General features: G+C 69.6%; 17 protein-coding genes and 1 pseudogene. 12 read left to right on the plus strand and 6 right to left on the minus strand.

The window, feature by feature from the left end:
• The first annotated feature begins 3 nt into the window (after positions 1-3).
• The 7 genes from HOV91_RS03845 to HOV91_RS03875 all read left to right on the plus strand — a co-directional run bounded on the left by HOV91_RS03845 (position 4) and on the right by HOV91_RS03875 (position 7,159).
• Complete coding sequence (locus tag HOV91_RS03845; protein WP_246349800.1) at positions 4-1,338, plus strand: PucR family transcriptional regulator; 1,335 nt, start codon at positions 4-6, stop codon at positions 1,336-1,338.
• 128 nt (positions 1,339-1,466) lie between these two features.
• Complete coding sequence (locus tag HOV91_RS03850) at positions 1,467-2,381, plus strand: ACP S-malonyltransferase (RefSeq protein WP_174184031.1); 915 nt, start codon at positions 1,467-1,469, stop codon at positions 2,379-2,381.
• Between the two features lie 120 nt (positions 2,382-2,501).
• Positions 2,502-2,801 (plus strand): meromycolate extension acyl carrier protein AcpM, encoded by a 300-nt coding sequence (gene acpM, locus HOV91_RS03855; protein WP_014982996.1) that lies wholly within the window; start codon positions 2,502-2,504, stop codon positions 2,799-2,801.
• 10 nt (positions 2,802-2,811) lie between these two features.
• Complete coding sequence (locus HOV91_RS03860) at positions 2,812-4,062, plus strand: KasA/KasB family beta-ketoacyl-ACP synthase (protein WP_174184032.1); 1,251 nt, start codon at positions 2,812-2,814, stop codon at positions 4,060-4,062.
• A 122-nt stretch (positions 4,063-4,184) separates the two neighbouring features.
• Positions 4,185-5,618 (plus strand): acyl-CoA carboxylase subunit beta, encoded by a 1,434-nt coding sequence (locus tag HOV91_RS03865; protein WP_174184033.1) that lies wholly within the window; start codon positions 4,185-4,187, stop codon positions 5,616-5,618.
• A 193-nt stretch (positions 5,619-5,811) separates the two neighbouring features.
• Positions 5,812-6,294, plus strand: a complete 483-nt coding sequence (locus HOV91_RS03870) for a winged helix-turn-helix transcriptional regulator (protein WP_174184034.1) — start codon at positions 5,812-5,814, stop codon at positions 6,292-6,294.
• Between the two features lie 109 nt (positions 6,295-6,403).
• Complete coding sequence (locus tag HOV91_RS03875; protein WP_174184035.1) at positions 6,404-7,159, plus strand: SDR family oxidoreductase; 756 nt, start codon at positions 6,404-6,406, stop codon at positions 7,157-7,159.
• A gap of 91 nt (positions 7,160-7,250) precedes the next feature.
• On the opposite strand, the gene HOV91_RS03880 is transcribed toward HOV91_RS03875, so the two are convergent.
• Positions 7,251-7,937, minus strand: coding sequence for a nitroreductase (locus HOV91_RS03880; protein WP_174184036.1), 687 nt, complete (start codon positions 7,935-7,937; stop codon positions 7,251-7,253).
• 181 nt (positions 7,938-8,118) lie between these two features.
• Between HOV91_RS03880 and HOV91_RS41215 the strand changes: the two genes are divergently transcribed.
• Positions 8,119-10,053 carry an Eco57I restriction-modification methylase domain-containing protein gene (locus HOV91_RS41215; RefSeq protein ID WP_438822627.1) on the plus strand — a complete coding sequence of 645 codons (1,935 nt, stop codon included), beginning with the start codon at positions 8,119-8,121 and terminating at the stop codon, positions 10,051-10,053.
• On the opposite strand, the pseudogene HOV91_RS03885 reads toward HOV91_RS41215, so the two are convergent.
• A pseudogene (locus HOV91_RS03885) lies at positions 10,021-10,494 on the minus strand (TetR/AcrR family transcriptional regulator); the annotation flags it as partial. The gene HOV91_RS41215 and the pseudogene HOV91_RS03885 sit on opposite strands and share 33 nt — an antisense overlap.
• A gap of 225 nt (positions 10,495-10,719) precedes the next feature.
• Here HOV91_RS03885 and HOV91_RS03890 point away from each other — a divergent pair.
• Positions 10,720-11,532, plus strand: coding sequence for an SDR family NAD(P)-dependent oxidoreductase (locus HOV91_RS03890; protein WP_174184038.1), 813 nt, complete (start codon positions 10,720-10,722; stop codon positions 11,530-11,532).
• Positions 11,533-11,599: 67 nt separating this feature from the next.
• Positions 11,600-12,646, plus strand: a complete 1,047-nt coding sequence (locus HOV91_RS03895; protein WP_174184039.1) for a GAF domain-containing protein — start codon at positions 11,600-11,602, stop codon at positions 12,644-12,646.
• A 24-nt stretch (positions 12,647-12,670) separates the two neighbouring features.
• Here HOV91_RS03895 and HOV91_RS03900 read toward each other — a convergent pair whose 3' ends face one another.
• From HOV91_RS03900 to HOV91_RS03910, 3 genes are all read right to left on the minus strand, one after another.
• Positions 12,671-12,883 (minus strand): hypothetical protein, encoded by a 213-nt coding sequence (locus HOV91_RS03900; protein ID WP_217439506.1) that lies wholly within the window; start codon positions 12,881-12,883, stop codon positions 12,671-12,673.
• A gap of 140 nt (positions 12,884-13,023) precedes the next feature.
• On the minus strand, positions 13,024-13,539 hold the full coding sequence (locus tag HOV91_RS03905) for a gamma carbonic anhydrase family protein (RefSeq protein ID WP_174184040.1): 516 nt from the start codon (positions 13,537-13,539) through the stop codon (positions 13,024-13,026).
• Positions 13,540-13,651: 112 nt separating this feature from the next.
• Positions 13,652-14,599: a GlxA family transcriptional regulator gene (locus HOV91_RS03910; protein WP_174184041.1), complete on the minus strand. Its 948-nt coding sequence runs from the start codon at positions 14,597-14,599 to the stop codon at positions 13,652-13,654.
• 71 nt (positions 14,600-14,670) lie between these two features.
• Here HOV91_RS03910 and HOV91_RS03915 point away from each other — a divergent pair, with 71 nt between their 5' ends.
• Both HOV91_RS03915 and ald read left to right on the plus strand, forming a co-directional pair.
• Positions 14,671-15,438: an MBL fold metallo-hydrolase gene (locus HOV91_RS03915; protein WP_174184042.1), complete on the plus strand. Its 768-nt coding sequence runs from the start codon at positions 14,671-14,673 to the stop codon at positions 15,436-15,438.
• A 125-nt stretch (positions 15,439-15,563) separates the two neighbouring features.
• Complete coding sequence (gene ald, locus HOV91_RS03920) at positions 15,564-16,673, plus strand: alanine dehydrogenase (protein WP_174184043.1); 1,110 nt, start codon at positions 15,564-15,566, stop codon at positions 16,671-16,673.
• On the opposite strand, the gene sigJ is transcribed toward ald, so the two are convergent.
• Positions 16,674-17,633, minus strand: a complete 960-nt coding sequence (sigJ, locus tag HOV91_RS03925; protein WP_174184044.1) for an RNA polymerase sigma factor SigJ — start codon at positions 17,631-17,633, stop codon at positions 16,674-16,676.
• Between the last annotated feature and the right edge of the window lie 84 nt (positions 17,634-17,717).

Genomic DNA, 17,717 nt, shown 5'->3' on the forward strand with positions numbered 1-17,717 from the left:
TGGATGGTGGAACGTAAACCGCCGCGGCCGCGACGGATCTCCGAGGGCTCTTCCGAGCACGAGGTGTATCTGCCGACGGGCGCGCTCTCCCCGAACCGGCAAACTCGCGACCCCCTTCCGGACACACTGCTCAAACGGGTGAAGCAGTTCTCCGGCCGCCTCTCCACCGAGGCGGTGGGGTCGATGCAGGATCGGTTGCCGTTCTTCGCCGATCTGGACGCCGCGCAGCGGGCGGGCGTGCAGATGCTGGTGCAGACCGCGGTGGTGAACTTCCTGGAATGGCTGCAGGACCCCGACAGCGACATCCGGTTCAGCCTGGACGCCTTCCAGGTGATCCCGCAGGACCTGGCGCGGCGGCTGACCCTGCGCCAGACCGTCGACATGGTCCGCGTGGCCATGGAGTTCTTCGAGCAGTGGCTGCCCGCGCTCGCGCGCAACGACCGGCAGCTGGTCGCCCTCACCGAGGCGGTGCTGCGTTACGGGCGTGAGCTCGGGTTCGCCGCCGCCTCGGTGTACGCCAGCGCCGCGGAGTCGCGCGGCGCGTGGGACACCCGGCTGGAGGCGCTCGTCGTCGACGCCGTGGTGCGCGGCGACACCGGCCCGGACATGTTGTCGCGGGCGGCGACGCTGAACTGGGATGCCACCGCCCCGGCCACGGTGCTGGTGGGCACCCCGCCCGGCGAGCAGGGCGTCTCGTCGGTGGGGGCGGTGCATTCCATCGCCGCGCGGCACGGTCGCGCCGCCCTGGCGGTGGTGCAGGGGACCAGGCTGGTGATGGTCGTCTCCGGACATCTGGGCGAAGCCTCGCATGTGTCCCCGTTCCTGGCCGACCTGCTCGGCGAAGTGTTCTCGGACGGTCCGGTGGTGATCGGCCCGACCACCCGCACCTTGGGCGCGGCCCACGCCAGCGCGGTGGAAGCGCTGGCCGGAATGGAGGCCGTGGTGGGCTGGCGCGGGGCGCCGCGGCCGGTGCACGCGGCGGAATTGCTGCCGGAACGCGCTTTGTTGGGTGATCGAGCTGCGATCGACGCGTTGAACGAGTACCTTGTCCTACCGTTGGCCGCGGCGGGGTCGTCGCTGGCGGACACTCTCGACGCATACCTGGATTGCGGTGGAGCTGTCGAGACGTGTGCGCGTCAGCTGTACGTCCATCCAAATACGGTTCGGTATCGGCTCAAGCGCATCGCCGAGATCACGGGCCGTGATCCGATGAATCCCCGGGATGCGTATGTGCTCCGGATTGCCGCCACAGTAGGTCGTTTGACACGAACCCGTAACGAATCGTCAACTCCAGCCCCAGAGGACGCTCGGGTCGCGCTCGGTCACGAGGGGCTGTAACGCATCGGTCGAATCGGTCGATTCGGACAGCCCACGTGGACTTTTGTGGGACCCCCACAAAAGCGCTTCCGAACCTTCATCCGCGTCGACATCTCGGACGGCCCGCCTCACAGTGTTTTCTTAGAGGCGTGATCGCGTTGTTCGCCCCTGGACAGGGGTCCCAGACACCCGGCATGCTCGCGCCCTGGCTCGACCTTCCCGGCGCGGCTGAGCGTCTCACGCTCTGGTCGAAGGCTTCCGGCCTCGACCTGGTCCGTCTCGGTACCACCGCGACGGCCGAAGAGATCACCGACACCGCTGTCACACAGCCGCTGGTGGTCGCCGCCGCGCTGCTCGCCTTCGCGGAGGTCTCGCAGGAAGCGCTTCCGGCCGCTACCATCGTCGCCGGGCACTCGGTCGGTGAACTCGCCGCCGCCGCGGTCGCCGGAGTGATCTCCGCCGACGACGCGGTCCGGCTGGCCGCCATCCGCGGAGCGGAGATGGCCAAGGCGTGCGCACTGGAGCCGACCGGTATGTCCGCGGTGCTCGGTGGCGATGAGGCCGCCGTGCTGGAACGGCTCACCGAACTCGACCTCGTGCCTGCCAACCGCAACGCGGTGGGCCAGATCGTGGCCGCGGGTCGGTTGGACGCTCTCGCCGAGCTCGCCGCGAATCCTCCGGAGAAGGCCCGGGTTCGCGCGCTGCCCGTCGCGGGCGCCTTCCATACGGCGTTCATGGCCCCGGCGCAGGAAGCTGTGACCGATGCCATAACGAAGATCACGCCGAACGAGCCGACCAGGACCCTGCTGTCGAACTTCGACGGCAAGCCGGTCACGTCAGGACAGGACGCGATCGACAAGCTCGCCGCGCAGGTCACCCGGCCCGTTCGCTGGGATCTGTGCACCGAAACCGTCCGGCGAGCCGGCGTTTCGGCAGTGGCGGAACTGCCGCCGGCGGGCACCCTCGTCGGTATCGCGAAGCGGGAGCTGAAGGGTACGCCAACGCTGGCCCTGAAGACCCCGCAAGACCTCCCCGCGTTGGCTGAGCTGACCGTCTCCGGCTAGCTTTCCTCCGCGACCGTGCATCCAGATGCGAGGTCGTGACCGAGAAGCGGTAACCATTTCCGCGCTCGATCCGAAAAAAACCAGTAGAGCCCTACAAAGTATCAAGAAGGGAGCCACGAAGTGGCCGCTCTGACCCAGGAACAAATCGTCGAGGAACTCGGCAAGATCATCGAAGAGGTGACCGGCATCGAGCCCTCCGAGGTGACGATCGAGAAGTCCTTCGTCGATGACCTGGACATCGACTCGCTGTCCATGGTCGAGATCGCGGTTCAGACCGAGGACAAGTACGGCGTCAAGATCCCCGACGAGGATCTGGCCAGCCTGAAGACGGTCGGCGACGCCGTCGCGTACATCCAGAAGCTCGAGGCCGAGAACGCGGACGCGGCGGCCGAGCTCAAGGCCAAGTTCGACGCCGAGTAGGGCCGAAACAGTGACCACTCCTTCCACCTTGAACGGGAATTTCCCCAACGTCGTCGTAACCAGCCTTGCGGCGACCACGTCGATCGCGGGTGACGTCGATGCGACGTGGAAGGGACTCCTCAACGGCGAGAGCGGCATCGACGTTCTCGAGGATTCCTTCGTCGAGGAATACGACCTTCCGGTCCGCATCGGCGGTCACCTGAAGGTCCGGCCCGACACCCTGCTGTCCCGTGTCGAATGCCGGCGCATGGCCTACGTCGAGCAGCTCGCGACCGTGCTCGGTCGCGAAGTGTGGCGGAACGCGGGCAGCCCGGAAGTCGACCCGGAACGGCTCGGTGTGGCCATCGGCACCGGATTGGGAGGCGGCGACGCCCTCATCGATTCCGTGGACAAGCTGAAGAACGGCGGATATCGCAAGATCTCGCCGTTGGCTGTGCAGATGGTCATGCCGAACGGCCCTTCGGCCGTTGTCGGTCTCGAATTGAAGGCCAGGGCAGGAGTGGTCACTCCGGTCTCGGCATGCTCGTCCGGCTCCGAGGCCATCGCCAATGCCTGGCGCATGATCGTCATGGGTGACGCCGACATCGTCGTCACCGGTGGCGTCGAAGGCTTCATCGACGCGGTGCCGATCGCGGCGTTCACCATGATGCGCGCCATGAGCACACGCAACGAGGACCCGAAGGGCGCCTCGCGTCCCTTCGACAAGGATCGCGACGGCTTCGTCTTCGGCGAGGCGGGCGCGCTGATGGTCATCGAGACCGAAGAGCACGCGAAGGCCCGTGGCGCGACCATCCACGCGCGACTGCTCGGCGCAGGCATCACCTCCGACGGCTTCCACCTCGTCGCCCCCGATCCCACGGGTGACGGCGCCGCGCGGGCGATGACCAGGGCGATGCAGTCCGCGGGTCTGACCAAGAAGGACATCACGCACATCAACGCGCACGCGACCGCGACGCCGATCGGCGACACCGCCGAGGCGAACGCGATCAACAAGGCCGTGGGCAGCCATGCCTCGGTGTACGCGCCCAAGTCGGCCCTCGGTCACTCGATCGGCGCCGTCGGCGCGCTGGAGTCCGTGCTGACCGTGATGAGCATCCGCGACGGCATCGTGCCGCCGACGCTGAACCTGGAGAACCAGGACCCGCAGATCGACCTCGATGTGGTGAAGGGCGAAGCCCGCCGCCAGGAGATCGAATACGCGATCAACAACTCCTTCGGATTCGGTGGGCACAATGTGGCGCTCGCCTTCGGTCGGGCATAGCCGCGCGATCGACTGCACAACGGTCCCGGCGGGGTCGGCCACTGAACTGGCTCGACCCCGCCGTGGTTCGACATACGCAGCCGCAGCAGCGGCACACACTCAGTGAGTGAGGAGACCACGCGATGACGATCATCGCTCCCGCGTTGCATCAAGAGACATCGACCGACCCGCGCGATCCGCTCGGTCGACTCCAGCGCTTCTTCGATCCCGGCACGATTCTTCCGCTACATCCGCGTGACAAGTCCGGCGTGCTCGCCGCCATCGGCGAGGTGGACGGCGTCCGTACCGTGGCCTACTGCTCCGACGCCACCGTCATGGGCGGCGCGATGGGCGTGGAGGGCTGCAAGCACATCGTCGACGCCATCGACACCGCTATCGACTCCGGCGTTCCCGTGGTCGGCCTGTGGCACTCCGGCGGCGCTCGGCTGGCCGAGGGCGTCGAGGCGCTGCACGCGGTCGGCCAGGTCTTCGAGGCCATGGTCCGCGCGTCCGGCCTGGTGCCGCAGATCTCCGTGGTGCTCGGCTTCGCCGCCGGTGGCGCCGCCTACGGCCCGGCGCTGACCGACATCGTGATCATGGCTCCGGAAGGCCGCGTCTTCGTGACCGGTCCGGACGTGGTGCGCAGCGTGACCGGCGAGCAGGTGGACATGGCCACCCTCGGCGGGCCGGAGACGCACGGCAAGAAGTCCGGCGTCACCCACATCGTCGCCAACGACGAGGCCGACGCGCTGCACCGCGCGCGCCGGCTGGTGTCGATGTTCGCCGAACAGGGCGAATTCGACCTGGTCGCGGCCGAGCACGGCGACGTGGACCTGAAGGCCATGCTGCCGGAATCGGCCAAGCGCGCCTACGACGTCAAGCCGATCATCCACGAACTGCTCGACAACGTGGACGGCGAGTCGTCGTTCGAGGAGTTGCAGGGCCTGTACGCCCGCAGCATCGTCACCGGTCTGGGTCGTCTCGGCGGCCGCACTGTCGGCGTGCTGGCGAACAACCCGATCCGGCTCGGTGGCTGCCTGAACTCCGAGAGCGCGGAGAAGGCGGCGCGTTTCGTGCGGCTGTGCGACGCGTTCGGCATTCCGCTGATCGTGGTCACCGACGTGCCCGGCTACCTGCCCGGCGTCGGCCAGGAGTGGGAAGGCGTCGTGCGGCGTGGCGCGAAGCTGCTGCACGCGTTCGCCGAGGCGCGCGTTCCGCGGGTCACGCTGGTCACCCGCAAGATCTACGGTGGCGCCTACATCGCGATGAACGCCCGCTCGCTCGGTGCGACGGCGGTCTACGCGTGGCCCGGTTCCGAGGTGGCCGTGATGGGCGCCAAGGCCGCGGTCGGCATCCTGCACAAGAAGGCCCTCGCGGCCGCGCCGGAGGAGGAGCGCGAGGCGCTGCACGAGCGGCTCACCGCCGAACACGAGCGCATCGCGGGCGGCGTGGAGCGCGCCATCGCGATCGGCGTCGTCGACCAGGTCATCGACCCGGCGAAGACCCGCAGCACCATCGCCGCGGCGCTCGCCGCGGCCCCGGCCCGCGCCAGCCACCACAAGAACATCCCGCTCTGACTCACCACCGAAGCGGGCTCCGGCACTCCCGGAGCCCGCTTCGGCGTTTCCGGGATCTGCCGGACAGCGTCGCCTTCCGCCGATCGTGATCGCGGTGTGCGGCGTCGGTGCGGTGGGGTGTCCTCGTTCGGGTGGCCCGGGATCGTGAGGTTTCACGGGGCGGGAGCGGGGGAGTGGTCGGTAGCATCGGGAGGTGCGCTACGAAGAACTGGCCGACGTGCCGTGCTCGATCACGCGCCCCCTCGTGATCTTCGGTGATCGCTGGACTTTGCTGATCCTGAAGTCTTGCTTCTCCGGCATCCGGCGGTTCAACGCTTTCCAGAGCACATTGGGCATCTCCCGCAGCAGATTGCAGGATCGCCTGGACCGGCTGATCGACAACGGCATCCTCGTCAAACAGAAGGCCGCCGTGGGTGCGCACGAGGAATACCGTCTCACCCCCAAGGGCCACGACATCTACCCGATCTTGCTGGCCATCCGGGATTGGGGCGATGCTCATATGGCACCCGATGGACCGCCGGTGCGCTACGGTCACCGCGATTGCGCGGGCGAGGCGCACGTACGTCTCGAATGCGACCTGTGCGGAGCGGAACTGACCGCTCGCGACGTCACCCCCGAACCGGGTCCGGGTCTGTTCGACGCCACCGCTGCGAAGCCCGCGGGCAGCACGCGCTGAGCGATGTTCTCGGCGCCGGTTGTGGCGATCCGCTTGTCGCACAGCGACCGCCGGTGGGTGGTACAGATTGGTCCTCCCCGGCCGGATCGGCGGATGACAGCCTCGTGGTGTGACGACAACAGCACTGATCACCGGTGCCAACAAGGGCATCGGATTCGAAACCGCTCGACAACTCGCCGCCCGGGGCGCCACCGTGCTGGTCGGGGCGAGGGACACCACCCTCGGCGCCGCGGCCGCGGACAAGCTGAACGCCGAAGGGGCAGACGCACGCTTCGTGCAACTCGACGTCACCGACGCTGATTCGATCGCGCGCGCGGCGGCGTGGATCGAGGAGGAGTTCGGCGAGCTCGACGTCCTGGTGAACAACGCGGGCATCGCGGGGCGGCTCGACGGGGACGGAAAGCCCTCGTCCACCGCACTGTCCACCTTGCGAGAGGTCTACGAAACCAACGTATTCGGCGTCGTCGCCGTGACGAATGCGATGCTGCCGTTGCTGCGCCGCGCCGAGGCCGGTCGAATCGTCAACGTGTCGAGCGAGGTCGGCTCACTGTCCTTGATGATGGATCCCGACGGGCCCATGTGGCCGATGGCTTCGATCGCGTACCCGTCCTCGAAGACCGCCCTCACCATGGTGACCGCGATGTATGCCAAGGAATTGTGGGACACGCCGATCAAGGTGAATGCCGCGAACCCCGGTTACTGCGCGACCGATCTCAACGGCAACACCGGTTTTCGCACGGCGGCGCAGGGCGCGGAGGTGGCCGTACACCTCGCGACCCTGCCCGAGGGCGGGCCCAGCGGACAGCTGTGGGGATACCGCTGGGGTGCGCCCGCGGACGACGCATACGGCGTGCTGCCCTGGTGACGCGAACGCCGAGGTAGGCGTGCCAGGCCGCCGATCCGGTTCGGGTGCTGCGTCGTGGGTTGCCCTGCGGTGGAGACGGCGGGTTCGGACGTCACTCGGTGAACCAGGTGGCGACCTCGTCCGGCTCGGCGCGAGCGGTGCGGAAACCGTTGACTGGGTGGTCGGTGTCCGGATAGCCGAAGGAGACGCCGCAGACCACCTTGCGGTGCTCCGGAATGCCGAAGTAGTCCCGGATGAACGGGGAGTAGGACGCCAGCGCGGCCTGCGGCGCCGCGCCGAGGCCGAGGCTCTGCGCGCCCAAGAGGAAACTGCCGATGTACAGGCCGCAGTCGACCGCCCCGTAGACGCCCAGATCCGCTTCGCTGGTCACGATCGCCACATGCGGCGCGTCGAAGAACTCGAAGTTCCGTACGGCCTGCCGCATGGTCTTCTCGTGGTCGCCTTTGGCGATGCCGACGCTTTCGTACAGCTGCTTCCCGCATTCGCGCCTGCGGTCCCGGTACACCCCGGCGTAGTGCGCGGGGAACTCGAAATCGGGTGCGGGTGTGGCGGTCGCGATGTGTTCGAGCAGTTCCTTCCGGAAGCGATCGGTGCCCGCACCCTCCGTCACCACGACCTGCCACGGCTGGGTGTTGCACCACGACGGCGTGCGCTGGGCCAGCCGCAACAGGGCATGGATGGTGTCGCGCTGCACGGGCTGCGAGTGAAACTGCCTGCAGGTCCATCGCTGGTCGAGCACTCGAGTCAGCGCCGTGAAGTCCTCTGTCGTCACTGTCATTCCCCCGCCTCCTTTGGCAGTCTTATTTCGAGACTGAACGCTAGCATCGAACCCCCCGGCGCGAAAGCCGAGCGGTCCTACGCGCGCCGAGGACGGGCGCGTCGGGCGCGACGCGCGCAGTCGGCGATCCGGTTGTCCGCGTTGCGGCAATCGGCGCGGCGGGACGAGGCAGAATCCCGTTATGGCGTCCGAAGTCCCCGCCGGGGACCGCAAACGGCACGGCAGGCATTACACGCCCCCGGCGCTGGCCCGGTTCCTCGCCCAGCGGCTGCTACGCCATGTCGAGCCCTCGGACGCCGGGGTCCTGCGCGTGCTCGATCCGGCCTGTGGGGACGGCGAGTTGCTGCTCGCGGTGCATCACGAGGTCGCGGCCCGGTTCCCGGGTATCCGGCTGATGCTGACCGGCTACGACCTGGACGCCGCAGCGCTCGCGGTCGCCCGCGAACGCGCCGGTGCGCACGGGGTCGCCGCGCGCTGGCACAAGGCCGACTTCCTCGCCGTCGCGTCCCGGCTGGCGGACGGTTCCTTCGACGCCGTGATCACGAACCCGCCGTATGTGCGCACCCAGCAGTTGGGCGGATCGACCGCGCAGCTGCTGAGCAAGCGCTTCGGCCTGCGCGGGCGGATCGACCTGACCCATCCGTTCGTCGCGACGCTGCCTCGACTGCTGGCCGACGGGGGCGTACTCGGGTTGTTGTGCGCCAACCGATTCCTGACCACCAAGGCGGGCGCGAACGTCCGGCGGCTGCTGCTGACCGACCTGTCGCCGGTGGAGCTGTACGACCTGGGGGACACCAAACTCTTCACCGCCGCGGTCCTGCCCGCGATCACCATCGCCCGGCGCGCGGGCCACCGCGACGGCTGCCGGTACGTCTCCGCCTACCAGGTCAGCGATGAAACGGCGGGTGGGAAAACCCTTTTCGAAGCGCTTGCCGCTCCGAACGGCTCGATCGTCGAGTTCAACGGCCGGACCTTCGCGGTCGAGGTCGGCGAGTTGGTGACGGCGCGTGACGATTCCGGAGTGGGGCACGGCGGCGCGAACTCGACCGGCCGCGCGACGACCCGCGAGGGGCAGGCGGAGGGAAGCGATCGCCGCCACGCGAGCGACGAACCGGAGGTCGCGTGGCGGATGTCGCACGACTCGGTCGATGCCTGGTTGACCCAGGTAGCGGCGGCGACCTGGCGCAGTTTCGGTGAGCTGGCCCGCATCCGGGTCGGCATCAAGACCACCGCCGACCACGTGTTCATCTCCGACCGCTGGGCCGAGGCCGACCCGTGCCCCGAACCGGAATTGCTGCTCGACTTGATCACCCACCACGACCTCGCGCCGTGGCGGACTGCCCGCGCCCGCGACGTGCGTGTGCTGTATCCCTACGACCTGGGCCGTTCGCGCCGGACGCCGATAGATCTGGCCGAGTTCCCCCGGGCCGCCGCGTATCTGCTGTCGCATCGGGAGACACTGGCCGGGCGCCGCTACGTCGTCGCGAGCGGACGCCCCTGGTACGAGATCTGGGTTCCGCAGCGCCCGCACCTGTGGCGCGAGCCGAAACTGGTCTTCCCGGACATCAGCGATCGTCCGCGTTTCGCGCTGGACAGTTCGGGCGCGGTGGTCAACGGCGACTGCTACTGGATCTCGCTGCCCGATCTGGCCGGGGTGCCCGCCGAGGCGACGCGCTTGGCGTATCTGCTGATGGGCGTGGCCAATTCCGCGCTGGGGCTGCGGTTCTACGACGCGGTGTGCGGTAACCGGTTGTACTCGGGCAGGCGGCGCTGGATCACCCAGTACGTGTCGCGACTGCCGGTGCCCGATCCGGCGACCGCCCGGTCTGCGGAGGTGATCGACCTGGTGCGCGAGTTCGCGCAGGGGCGAGCGCCGGACCCGGCGGCGCGGGCCGAACTGGACGAGCGGGTGGCCGCCGCGTTCGGCGTCCGGTTACGCGCTGAACTGGACCCCGACCATCGGCAGCAGGGTGCGGCGGGCGAACTCGCGCGCGGCTCCTTGGTCGCTGACCGGGATCAGGCCGTCGGGGGTGAGGGCCAGCGAGAGCGCGAGGCGGGCCATGATCTCGGCGACCAGATCGGCGTCGAAGTCGTGCGTGCCACCGGCATCCCGTAAACCGCGCAGTTTCTCGGCCAGATAGTCGCGGCCGACGGCGAGTATCGGGCCGGCTTCGGTGGTGAGGCGGGGCAGGATCAGGTCGGGCTCGGTCCGCAGCAGCCTGCGCAGCAATTCGTTGCCCGCGATCGCGCTGATGAACGCGACGAAGATCTCGACCAGTTGGTCGTCGGTGCCGGAGACGGCGTGCACCTGCTTGTCGATGGCGGAGACGAAGCGCTGCGCCTCCCGCACGCTGACCGCCTCGACGAGGTCGTTCTTCGATTCGTAGCGCCGGTACAGCGTGGCCGGGCTGATTCCCGCGCGACGGGCGATCTCGCCCATGCTGGTTCGCTTGATGCCGAAGTCGAGGAATGCCGAGAGCGCGCTTTCCAGCAGCTTTTCCCCGTCGGCGACCGGCTTCTCCAGAATGCGCTGCAGTATGGGCGAGACGGTAGGCATCGGATCTCCAGTGGTGTCGGCGCGGTGGCCGGGCCGTGGCCGGTAGGCGCGGCATCGCGACGGGTGTGGACGGGACGTCCATTATTTCATTGGATCGGCGCAGCGTGATCGGGCAGCGCCCAACCATGCCGTCCTCCGACAATAGGTCGCGCGTCCAGATTCGACTGGCTAGCCTGTGGATGGCGTCCGGCCGCACTCTCGGCCGGGACGGAAAGGGGTTGGGCCGTGGGGTATTTCGCGGATCGCGTGGTGGCGGTCACCGGAGCGGGCTCGGGTATCGGCCGGGAATTGGCCGTGGCATTGGCCGGTGCGGGGGCATGGCAGGCGCTGTCGGACAAGTCGGCGGAAGCCGTCGCCGAGACGGGCGCGTTGTGCGCCGCCGCGGGCCGCGCGCCTTTGGTGTGCACCGTGGACGTCACCGACCGCGCGGCCGTGTTCGAGTTCGCGGAGCGCACCCTCGCGCGGTTCGGGCGCGTCGAGGCGCTGTTCAACAACGCGGGCATCCTGCATGTCGGCAGCGTGCTGGAGTCGCCGTTCAGCGACTTCGAGCAGGTGATGGCCGTCGATTTCTGGGGTGTGGTCAACGGGACCAAGGCGTTCCTGCCGCATCTGCTGGCCGCCGAGCGCGCGCACGTCGTCAACATGTCCTCGGCCTTCGGCCTGGTGGCGGTGGCGCGGCACGCGCCGTACAACGCGGCGAAGTTCGCCGTGCGCGGCTTCACCGACTCGCTGCGTCAGGACATGCGCGCGGCGGGCGGCAGCGTGCGGGTCACCGGGGTGTATCCCGGCGGCGTGCTCACCGGGATCGCCCGCTCGGCGAGCGTCGCGCCGGGTGTGGACGCGGCGCGGGTGGTGCGCCGATTCGAAGGGCACGTGGCGCGGACCAGCCCGGCCGCGGCGGCCAGGACCATTCTGCGCGGTGCGGCGCGCGGCGAGGCGAAGGTTCTGGTCGGACTGGACGCGGTCGTTGTGGACCTGGTCACAAGAATCGCCGGGTCGTACCACGAGAAGGTGCTGGACATGGTATTCCGTTCCTGACCGCGCGCAGGGTACGCGGTCCGGGATGGGATGGCGTAATGAGAACGGACAGAACGTATTTCACGTTATGGTGGAGCGTCGCCGGGCCGCGTCGCGGCGGCGCGTCGGGGCACGAGCGGTGACGAAATGGATTCTCGTCGAGTGTTTCTCGGGTCCACCGGGGCGCGTGATCGCGGTCGGGTCCACGCCGAAGTCTTTCGTGCCGCTGACCAACATCGTGCGCAATCCGCTGTCGCTGGACGACGCGCAGGCGGCGCTGCGGCAGACCTGCGCCACCGGTGCGCCGGTCACGCGGGTCTCCGGCGACGGGCGGCGCACGGTGCGGGCCGAGCCGCTGCTCATCGCGCCGCGGCGGGCGCATGCCGTCCGGCTGTGGGTCGGCCCGGTGCGGGAACCGGTGGCCGCCGCGGACCCGATGGGCGCGTGGTATTTCGATCTCACGACCAACCGCTCGGTGCGCAGTGACGACCTGCTGGACCTGTACGGCGTCGCACCGCGGGACCGTGCTGCCGAGCTGGCCATCGCAGGCGCGTTCACCCGGCTGGTCACCAACCGGGACGAGAGCGAGGCACTGGCCAAGATCGTCAACTCGGCGCCGGGCACCGAACACCAGGCGGTCTGGACCATCCGGCGCGACGACGACGCCCTGCGGGCCGGCCATTTCGCTTGCCGGATCATCGCCGAGCCGGACGACTCGGGCGTGCGGCACGTGCTGCTGCGCGGCGTGACCCAGGACATCGGCGCGGCCACCGCGGTCTCCGCCGCCCCGCCGCCGACGATCCTGGAGTACGCCGTTCTGGAAGCCGCCACCGAGCCGGGCGAATACCGCGCGATCGTCAATCTGCGGTCGCTGCGGCTGATCCGGTGGATCGGCGCGCCCATGCCGGACATCGCCTGGGAGGATCTCCCCGGGCAGCCCGGACCGCAGATCCATCCGGACGATCTGGGCACCGCGCGGACCATGTCGCGCGACCTGGCGCGGCATCGCACCGAGGGCACGCTGCGGCTGCGCCGCCTCGACGGTGGTTGGCAACGGGTACGGGTGCGGGCCGCGTTGATGGCGCTGGATCAGCACACCACGGCCGGACTCGCCACGGTCACCGCGGCATCGTGAACCGCGGTGACCGTGGCGTCGAAGTCATTGGCGCGGCAGATCCAGCTCGGCCATTTCCTTCTCGATCGCGTTCGCGGCGAAATCCACACCGCGAGAACGTAATTCATGAACCCGACGCTGGAGTGCCTCGACTCCGCCGGGTTGGGCCGCGATGTCGGCGACGCTGATCCGGCCCATTGGCCGATGCACGCCCGACTGCACGTACGACACCGTGATACCTCCTGCCTGCACGCTCACCCACCCACCGACCCGGGTGGGTTCCCCACTGCGCTACAAGTCGCACGACGACCGTGTCGACAGGAGAGCCCGGGTCGCCGGGCACGCTGGCTGAATGCTATCAGCGATTTCTGCTGGACACTTGATCAATGTGTCCTGTCTCACACCGCATTTCCCGTGCGATGTTGAGCTGTATTTGCTAGATAGACAGTCGCATTCAGGCGAATGCGATCTTGTTCCTCGGCGCGGAGCTCGCGGCGCACCTTGCCGGGCACGCCGGCCACGAGCGAACCGGGCGGGATCTGCGCGCCTTCGGGGATCAGCGCGTTGGCCGCGATCAAGCTGCCCGATCCGACGACCGCCCCGTTGAGGATGGTGGCGCCCATGCCGACCAGCACGTCGTCGCCGATCGTGCACCCGTGCAGGATCGCGTTGTGGCCCACCGAGACCCCGGCGCCGACGGTGAGCGGGAAGCCCGGATCGGCGTGCAGCACGCAGCCGTCCTGGATATTGCTGCGCGCGCCGACCTCGATCGTCTCCAGGTCGCCGCGCAGGACCGCGCTGTACCAGACGCTGACCTCCGCGCCGAGCCGCACCCGGCCGATCACGGTGGCATTCGGCGCGATCCACGCGCTCTCATCGATCTCCGGCGCATGTTCGCCCAGCTGAATCCGCATGCTCATGAACATAACGGGCGCGGCCGGGTGGGTGACCGGAGCCCGGCCGGGGCGGAGGACATGCCGAGCCGCGACCCGGGTAGCGGCGCGAATGAGCACCCGAGGAGGACGCTCAGCCGCGCCCCTGGAAGCTGGTGCGATGGGCGGCGGGGGTGGTGCCGAGGATGCGGTGGAAGTGGTGGCGCAGGCTCGCCGCCGTGCCGAAGCCGGTGTCGGCGGCGATGCGTTCCACGCTGTCGGCGGTGGATTCCAGCAGCAGTCGCGCCCGGTCGGTGCGCTGCACCAGCAACCACTGCTGCGGACTGCTGCCGGTGCGGTCGCGGAAGCGACGGGTGAAGGTGCGCCGCGACATGAGCGCGACCCGGGCCCAGCCGTCCAGGTCGATCGGGTCACCGAGATGGGCCCGCGCCCAGACCATGGCCCGCTCGATCGGATCGTCCTCGGCGGCGTCGGGGACGGCGACCGGGATGTACTGCGCCTGTGAGCCGCTGCGGTGCGGCGCGGTGACCAGCGCCCTGGCCAGTTCGGTGGCCGCTTTGCTGCCCAGATCGCCGCGTACCAGGTGCAGGCAGCAGTCCAGGGCCGCGGCCACGCCTGCCGAGGTCACCACGTCGCCCAGGTCCGACCACAGGGTGTCGGCGCGGACGCGGACGGCGGGAAACGCGCGGGCCAGTTCGGCGGCGGCGGCCCAGTGCGTGGTGACCTCGCGTCCGTCGGCCAGCCCGCTGGCGGCCACCGCCCAGGAGCCGAGGCACAGCCCGACGATCCGCGCGCCGCCCGCGTGGGCGGCGTGCAGCGCGGCGCGCAGGTCGGCCGACAGCGCCATGCCCGCTCGCCAGCTCGGGAGCACGACCGTGTCGGCGCGGGTCAGCGTATCCAGGTCGTGCCGGACGTGGATGTCGAATCCGGCGGGCGTTGCCAGGCTTCCGGCTTGCTCGGCGCACACGTCGACTCGATACGGGGCGGCCCCGCCCACCCCTATCCGCCCGAAGACGAGGCTGGGTACCGACAGATGGAACGGACTGATCCCGTCGTACGCGAAGACGGCCACGGTGTGCATGGCCCGATCTTAACGTTAGGCGGCTCACGGGCCACTGTCGGCGGTTGGACGAGCCGGACAAGATCGACGGCATGAGCGACACGATCGAACGCACCGCCCTGGAAGTCCTGCATGTCGGCGGCCCGACGCTGCGGTTCCGCTACGCAGGCCGCACGTGGCTGACCGATCCCACCTTCGACGAGCCCGGCGACTACCCGGGGCCCGTCACACTGCACAAACTCATCGGACCCGCGGTGTCGCCGCGAGAGGTCGGCCCGGTGGACGTCGTGCTGCTCTCGCACGACGAGCACGCCGACAACCTGGACAACTCCGGCCGGGAATTCCTGGGCACCGTGCCGACCGTGCTGTCCACTCCCGGTGCGGCGACCCGGATCGAGGGGGTGCGCGGCCTGGAGAACTGGGAGACCGTGACGGTGCACGGGGTGCGGGTGACCGGCGTGCCCGCCCTGCACGGTCCCGAGGGCTGCGAACCGATCACCGGGGTCGTCACCGGGTTCGTGTTGCGCGCCGAGGGGGAGCCGACGGTGTACGTCTCGGGTGACAACGCCTCCGTCGACGTGGTGCGGCGCATCGTCGAGCGGATCGGCCGGATCGACATCGCCGTGCTCAACGTGGGCGCGGCGAACGTCGGCCGCTTCATCGAAGCCGACGTCACGTTGAACGCGCGCACCGCCCTGCAGGCCGCCGAAGTGCTCGGTGACGCGCTGATCGTGGCGGTGCACGGCGAAGGCTGGGCCCACTTCAGCGAGACGCTCGACTACCTGAGCCAGGTGTTCCGCTACGCCGGTCGCGCCGGCCACCTGCGCATACCTCCTCTGGGGCGCGCGGCCACCGTGTGAGATCGATGCGCTCAGCTGGGCAACGTGCCGAGAAACCGGCGCGAAGCGGGGTGCCCGAGTGGGCGGCGTGCGCTACCGGCGCGTCGCTCGTGGCGCGGGCACCGTGGCGGGGCCACGATGGCGATATGAGGATCGGAGTACCACGGGAGGTCAAGGAGCAGGAATTCCGGGTAGCCCTGACTCCGGCGGGTGCCGGGGAACTGGCCGGGCACGGGCACGAGGTGCTGGTGCAGGCGGGCGCGGGCGTCGGATCGGGGTTCCCCGATGCCGACTTCGCCGCGGCGGGGGCGCGTCTGGTCCCGGACGCCGACCGAGTGTGGCGGGAAGCCGAGCTGGTGTTGAAGGTCAAGGAACCGATCGCGCAGGAGTATCCGCGGCTGCGTAGCGGGCAGGTGCTGTTCACCTTCCTGCACTTGGCCGCCTCGCGCGAATGCACCGACGCCGTACTGCGCTCGGGGATCACCGCCATCGCCTACGAGATGGTCCGCGCCGCCGACGGCTCGCTGCCGCTGCTGGCGCCGATGAGCGAGATCGCGGGCAAACTCGGCGTCCAGGTCGGCGCGTATCACCTGATGGCGCCGCTGGGTGGCGCGGGACTGCTGCCCGGCGGCGTCCCCGGTGTGCGTCCGGCGGAGGTGGTGGTGCTCGGCGGCGGCGTCGCGGGCTCGAACGCCGCCGCGGTGGCGGTGGGCATGGGCGCGCGCGTCAGCGTGCTCGACACCAACCTGCACCGGTTGCGCGAACTCGACGCCCGCTTCGACGGGCGGGTCACCACCGTCGCGTCGAACGCCACGGAGATCCGGCGTGCGGTGCTGTCGGCCGACCTGGTGATCGGCGCGGTGCTTGTCCCGGGTGCGCGCGCGCCGAGACTGGTCACCGACGACCTCGTCGCGGGCATGCGCCCCGGCGCGGTGCTGGTGGACATCTCCATCGACCAGGGCGGCTGCTTCGCCTCCGCGCACCCGACGACGCACGCCCAGCCCACCTTCCGGGTAGCGGACGCGCTGTTCTATTGCGTCGCCAATATGCCCGGAGCGGTGCCGCACACCTCCACGATCGCGCTGACCAACGCGACCCTGCCCTACGTGCGCGCGATCGCCGACCTCGGCTGGAAGGAGGCATGCGCCGAGCACCCCGATCTCGCGCACGGGCTCACCGCGGACGCCGGGCGGCTGCTGTCGGCGGAAGTCGCCGCCGCGCACGGATATTCGCGGCCGCTCGGCGTCGCGGGCTGACTACTCCCGCTCGTCGCGGCCCTCGCCCAGATACCAGTCGGGCTCGCCGCTGGTGGGCAGGTCGCGCAGCTTGTCCGGGTTGCGGACCACGTCGATCGCCACGATGCGGCCGTCGTCGACGGTGAAGGAGAAGACGCCCGCGTGGGTGCCGTCGAAGACCACCAGCCCGGGCTGGCCGTTGACCAGCACCGCGCGACCCCAGGCGCCCGTGGCGGACGGCGCGTGGTACCAACCGAGCAGCAGCTTGGCCACGAGTTCGGCGCCGTGCACCGGCTGCCGGATCGCGGGCACCTTGCCGCCGCCGTCGGCGGTGAGGCTCACGTTCGAGTCCAGGACGCCGAGCAGCGCGCTGAGATCGCCGGAACGCCAGGCCAGCGCGAAGGCCGAGACCACTTTCTTCTGCTCGTCGGGCGAGGCCGGGAAGCGCGGCGTGCCGCTCTCGACGTGCTTGCGCGCCCGGGAGGCGAGCTGGCGGACCGCGGCCGGGGTGCGACCGACCACTTCGGCGACCTCCGGCCCGCTCATGCCGAAGACGTCCTGGAGCACGAACGCGGTGCGCTCGGCCGGTGACAGGGACTCCAGCACAACCAGCAGCGCGGTGGTGACCCGCTCGTCCTGGGTGATCCGGTCGGCGGGGTCGTCCCAGGTGGTCACCTCCGGCTCCGGCAGCCATTCGCCCACGTACTGTTCGCGGCGTACGCGCGCGGAACCGAGGTGGTCGAGGGCGAGCCGGCCGGTGACGGTGGACAACCAGGCGCGCAGGTTATCGATCTCGCCCGCCGCGCCCGCCTCGTACTGGCGCTGCAACCGCAACCACGCCTCCTGCACCACGTCGTCGGCGTCGCTGAGACTGCCCAACGTGCTGTAGGCGAGCCTGCGCAGATACGGCCGGTGCTCCTCGAACTGCCGGGCCAGCTCGGCTTGGTCGAGAGGCTCGCGGGAAGGCTGCTGGGAGGTCACTCTGTTCGCCCGTTCGTGGTTCGGCCCCTACTGGGGGAGTCTATGGTGCGTCACCAGGTCGACGACGCAGGGGAACAGAGTGTG

This window comes from Nocardia barduliensis (assembly GCF_013315795.1).
GTDB lineage: Bacteria > Actinomycetota > Actinomycetes > Mycobacteriales > Mycobacteriaceae > Nocardia > Nocardia barduliensis.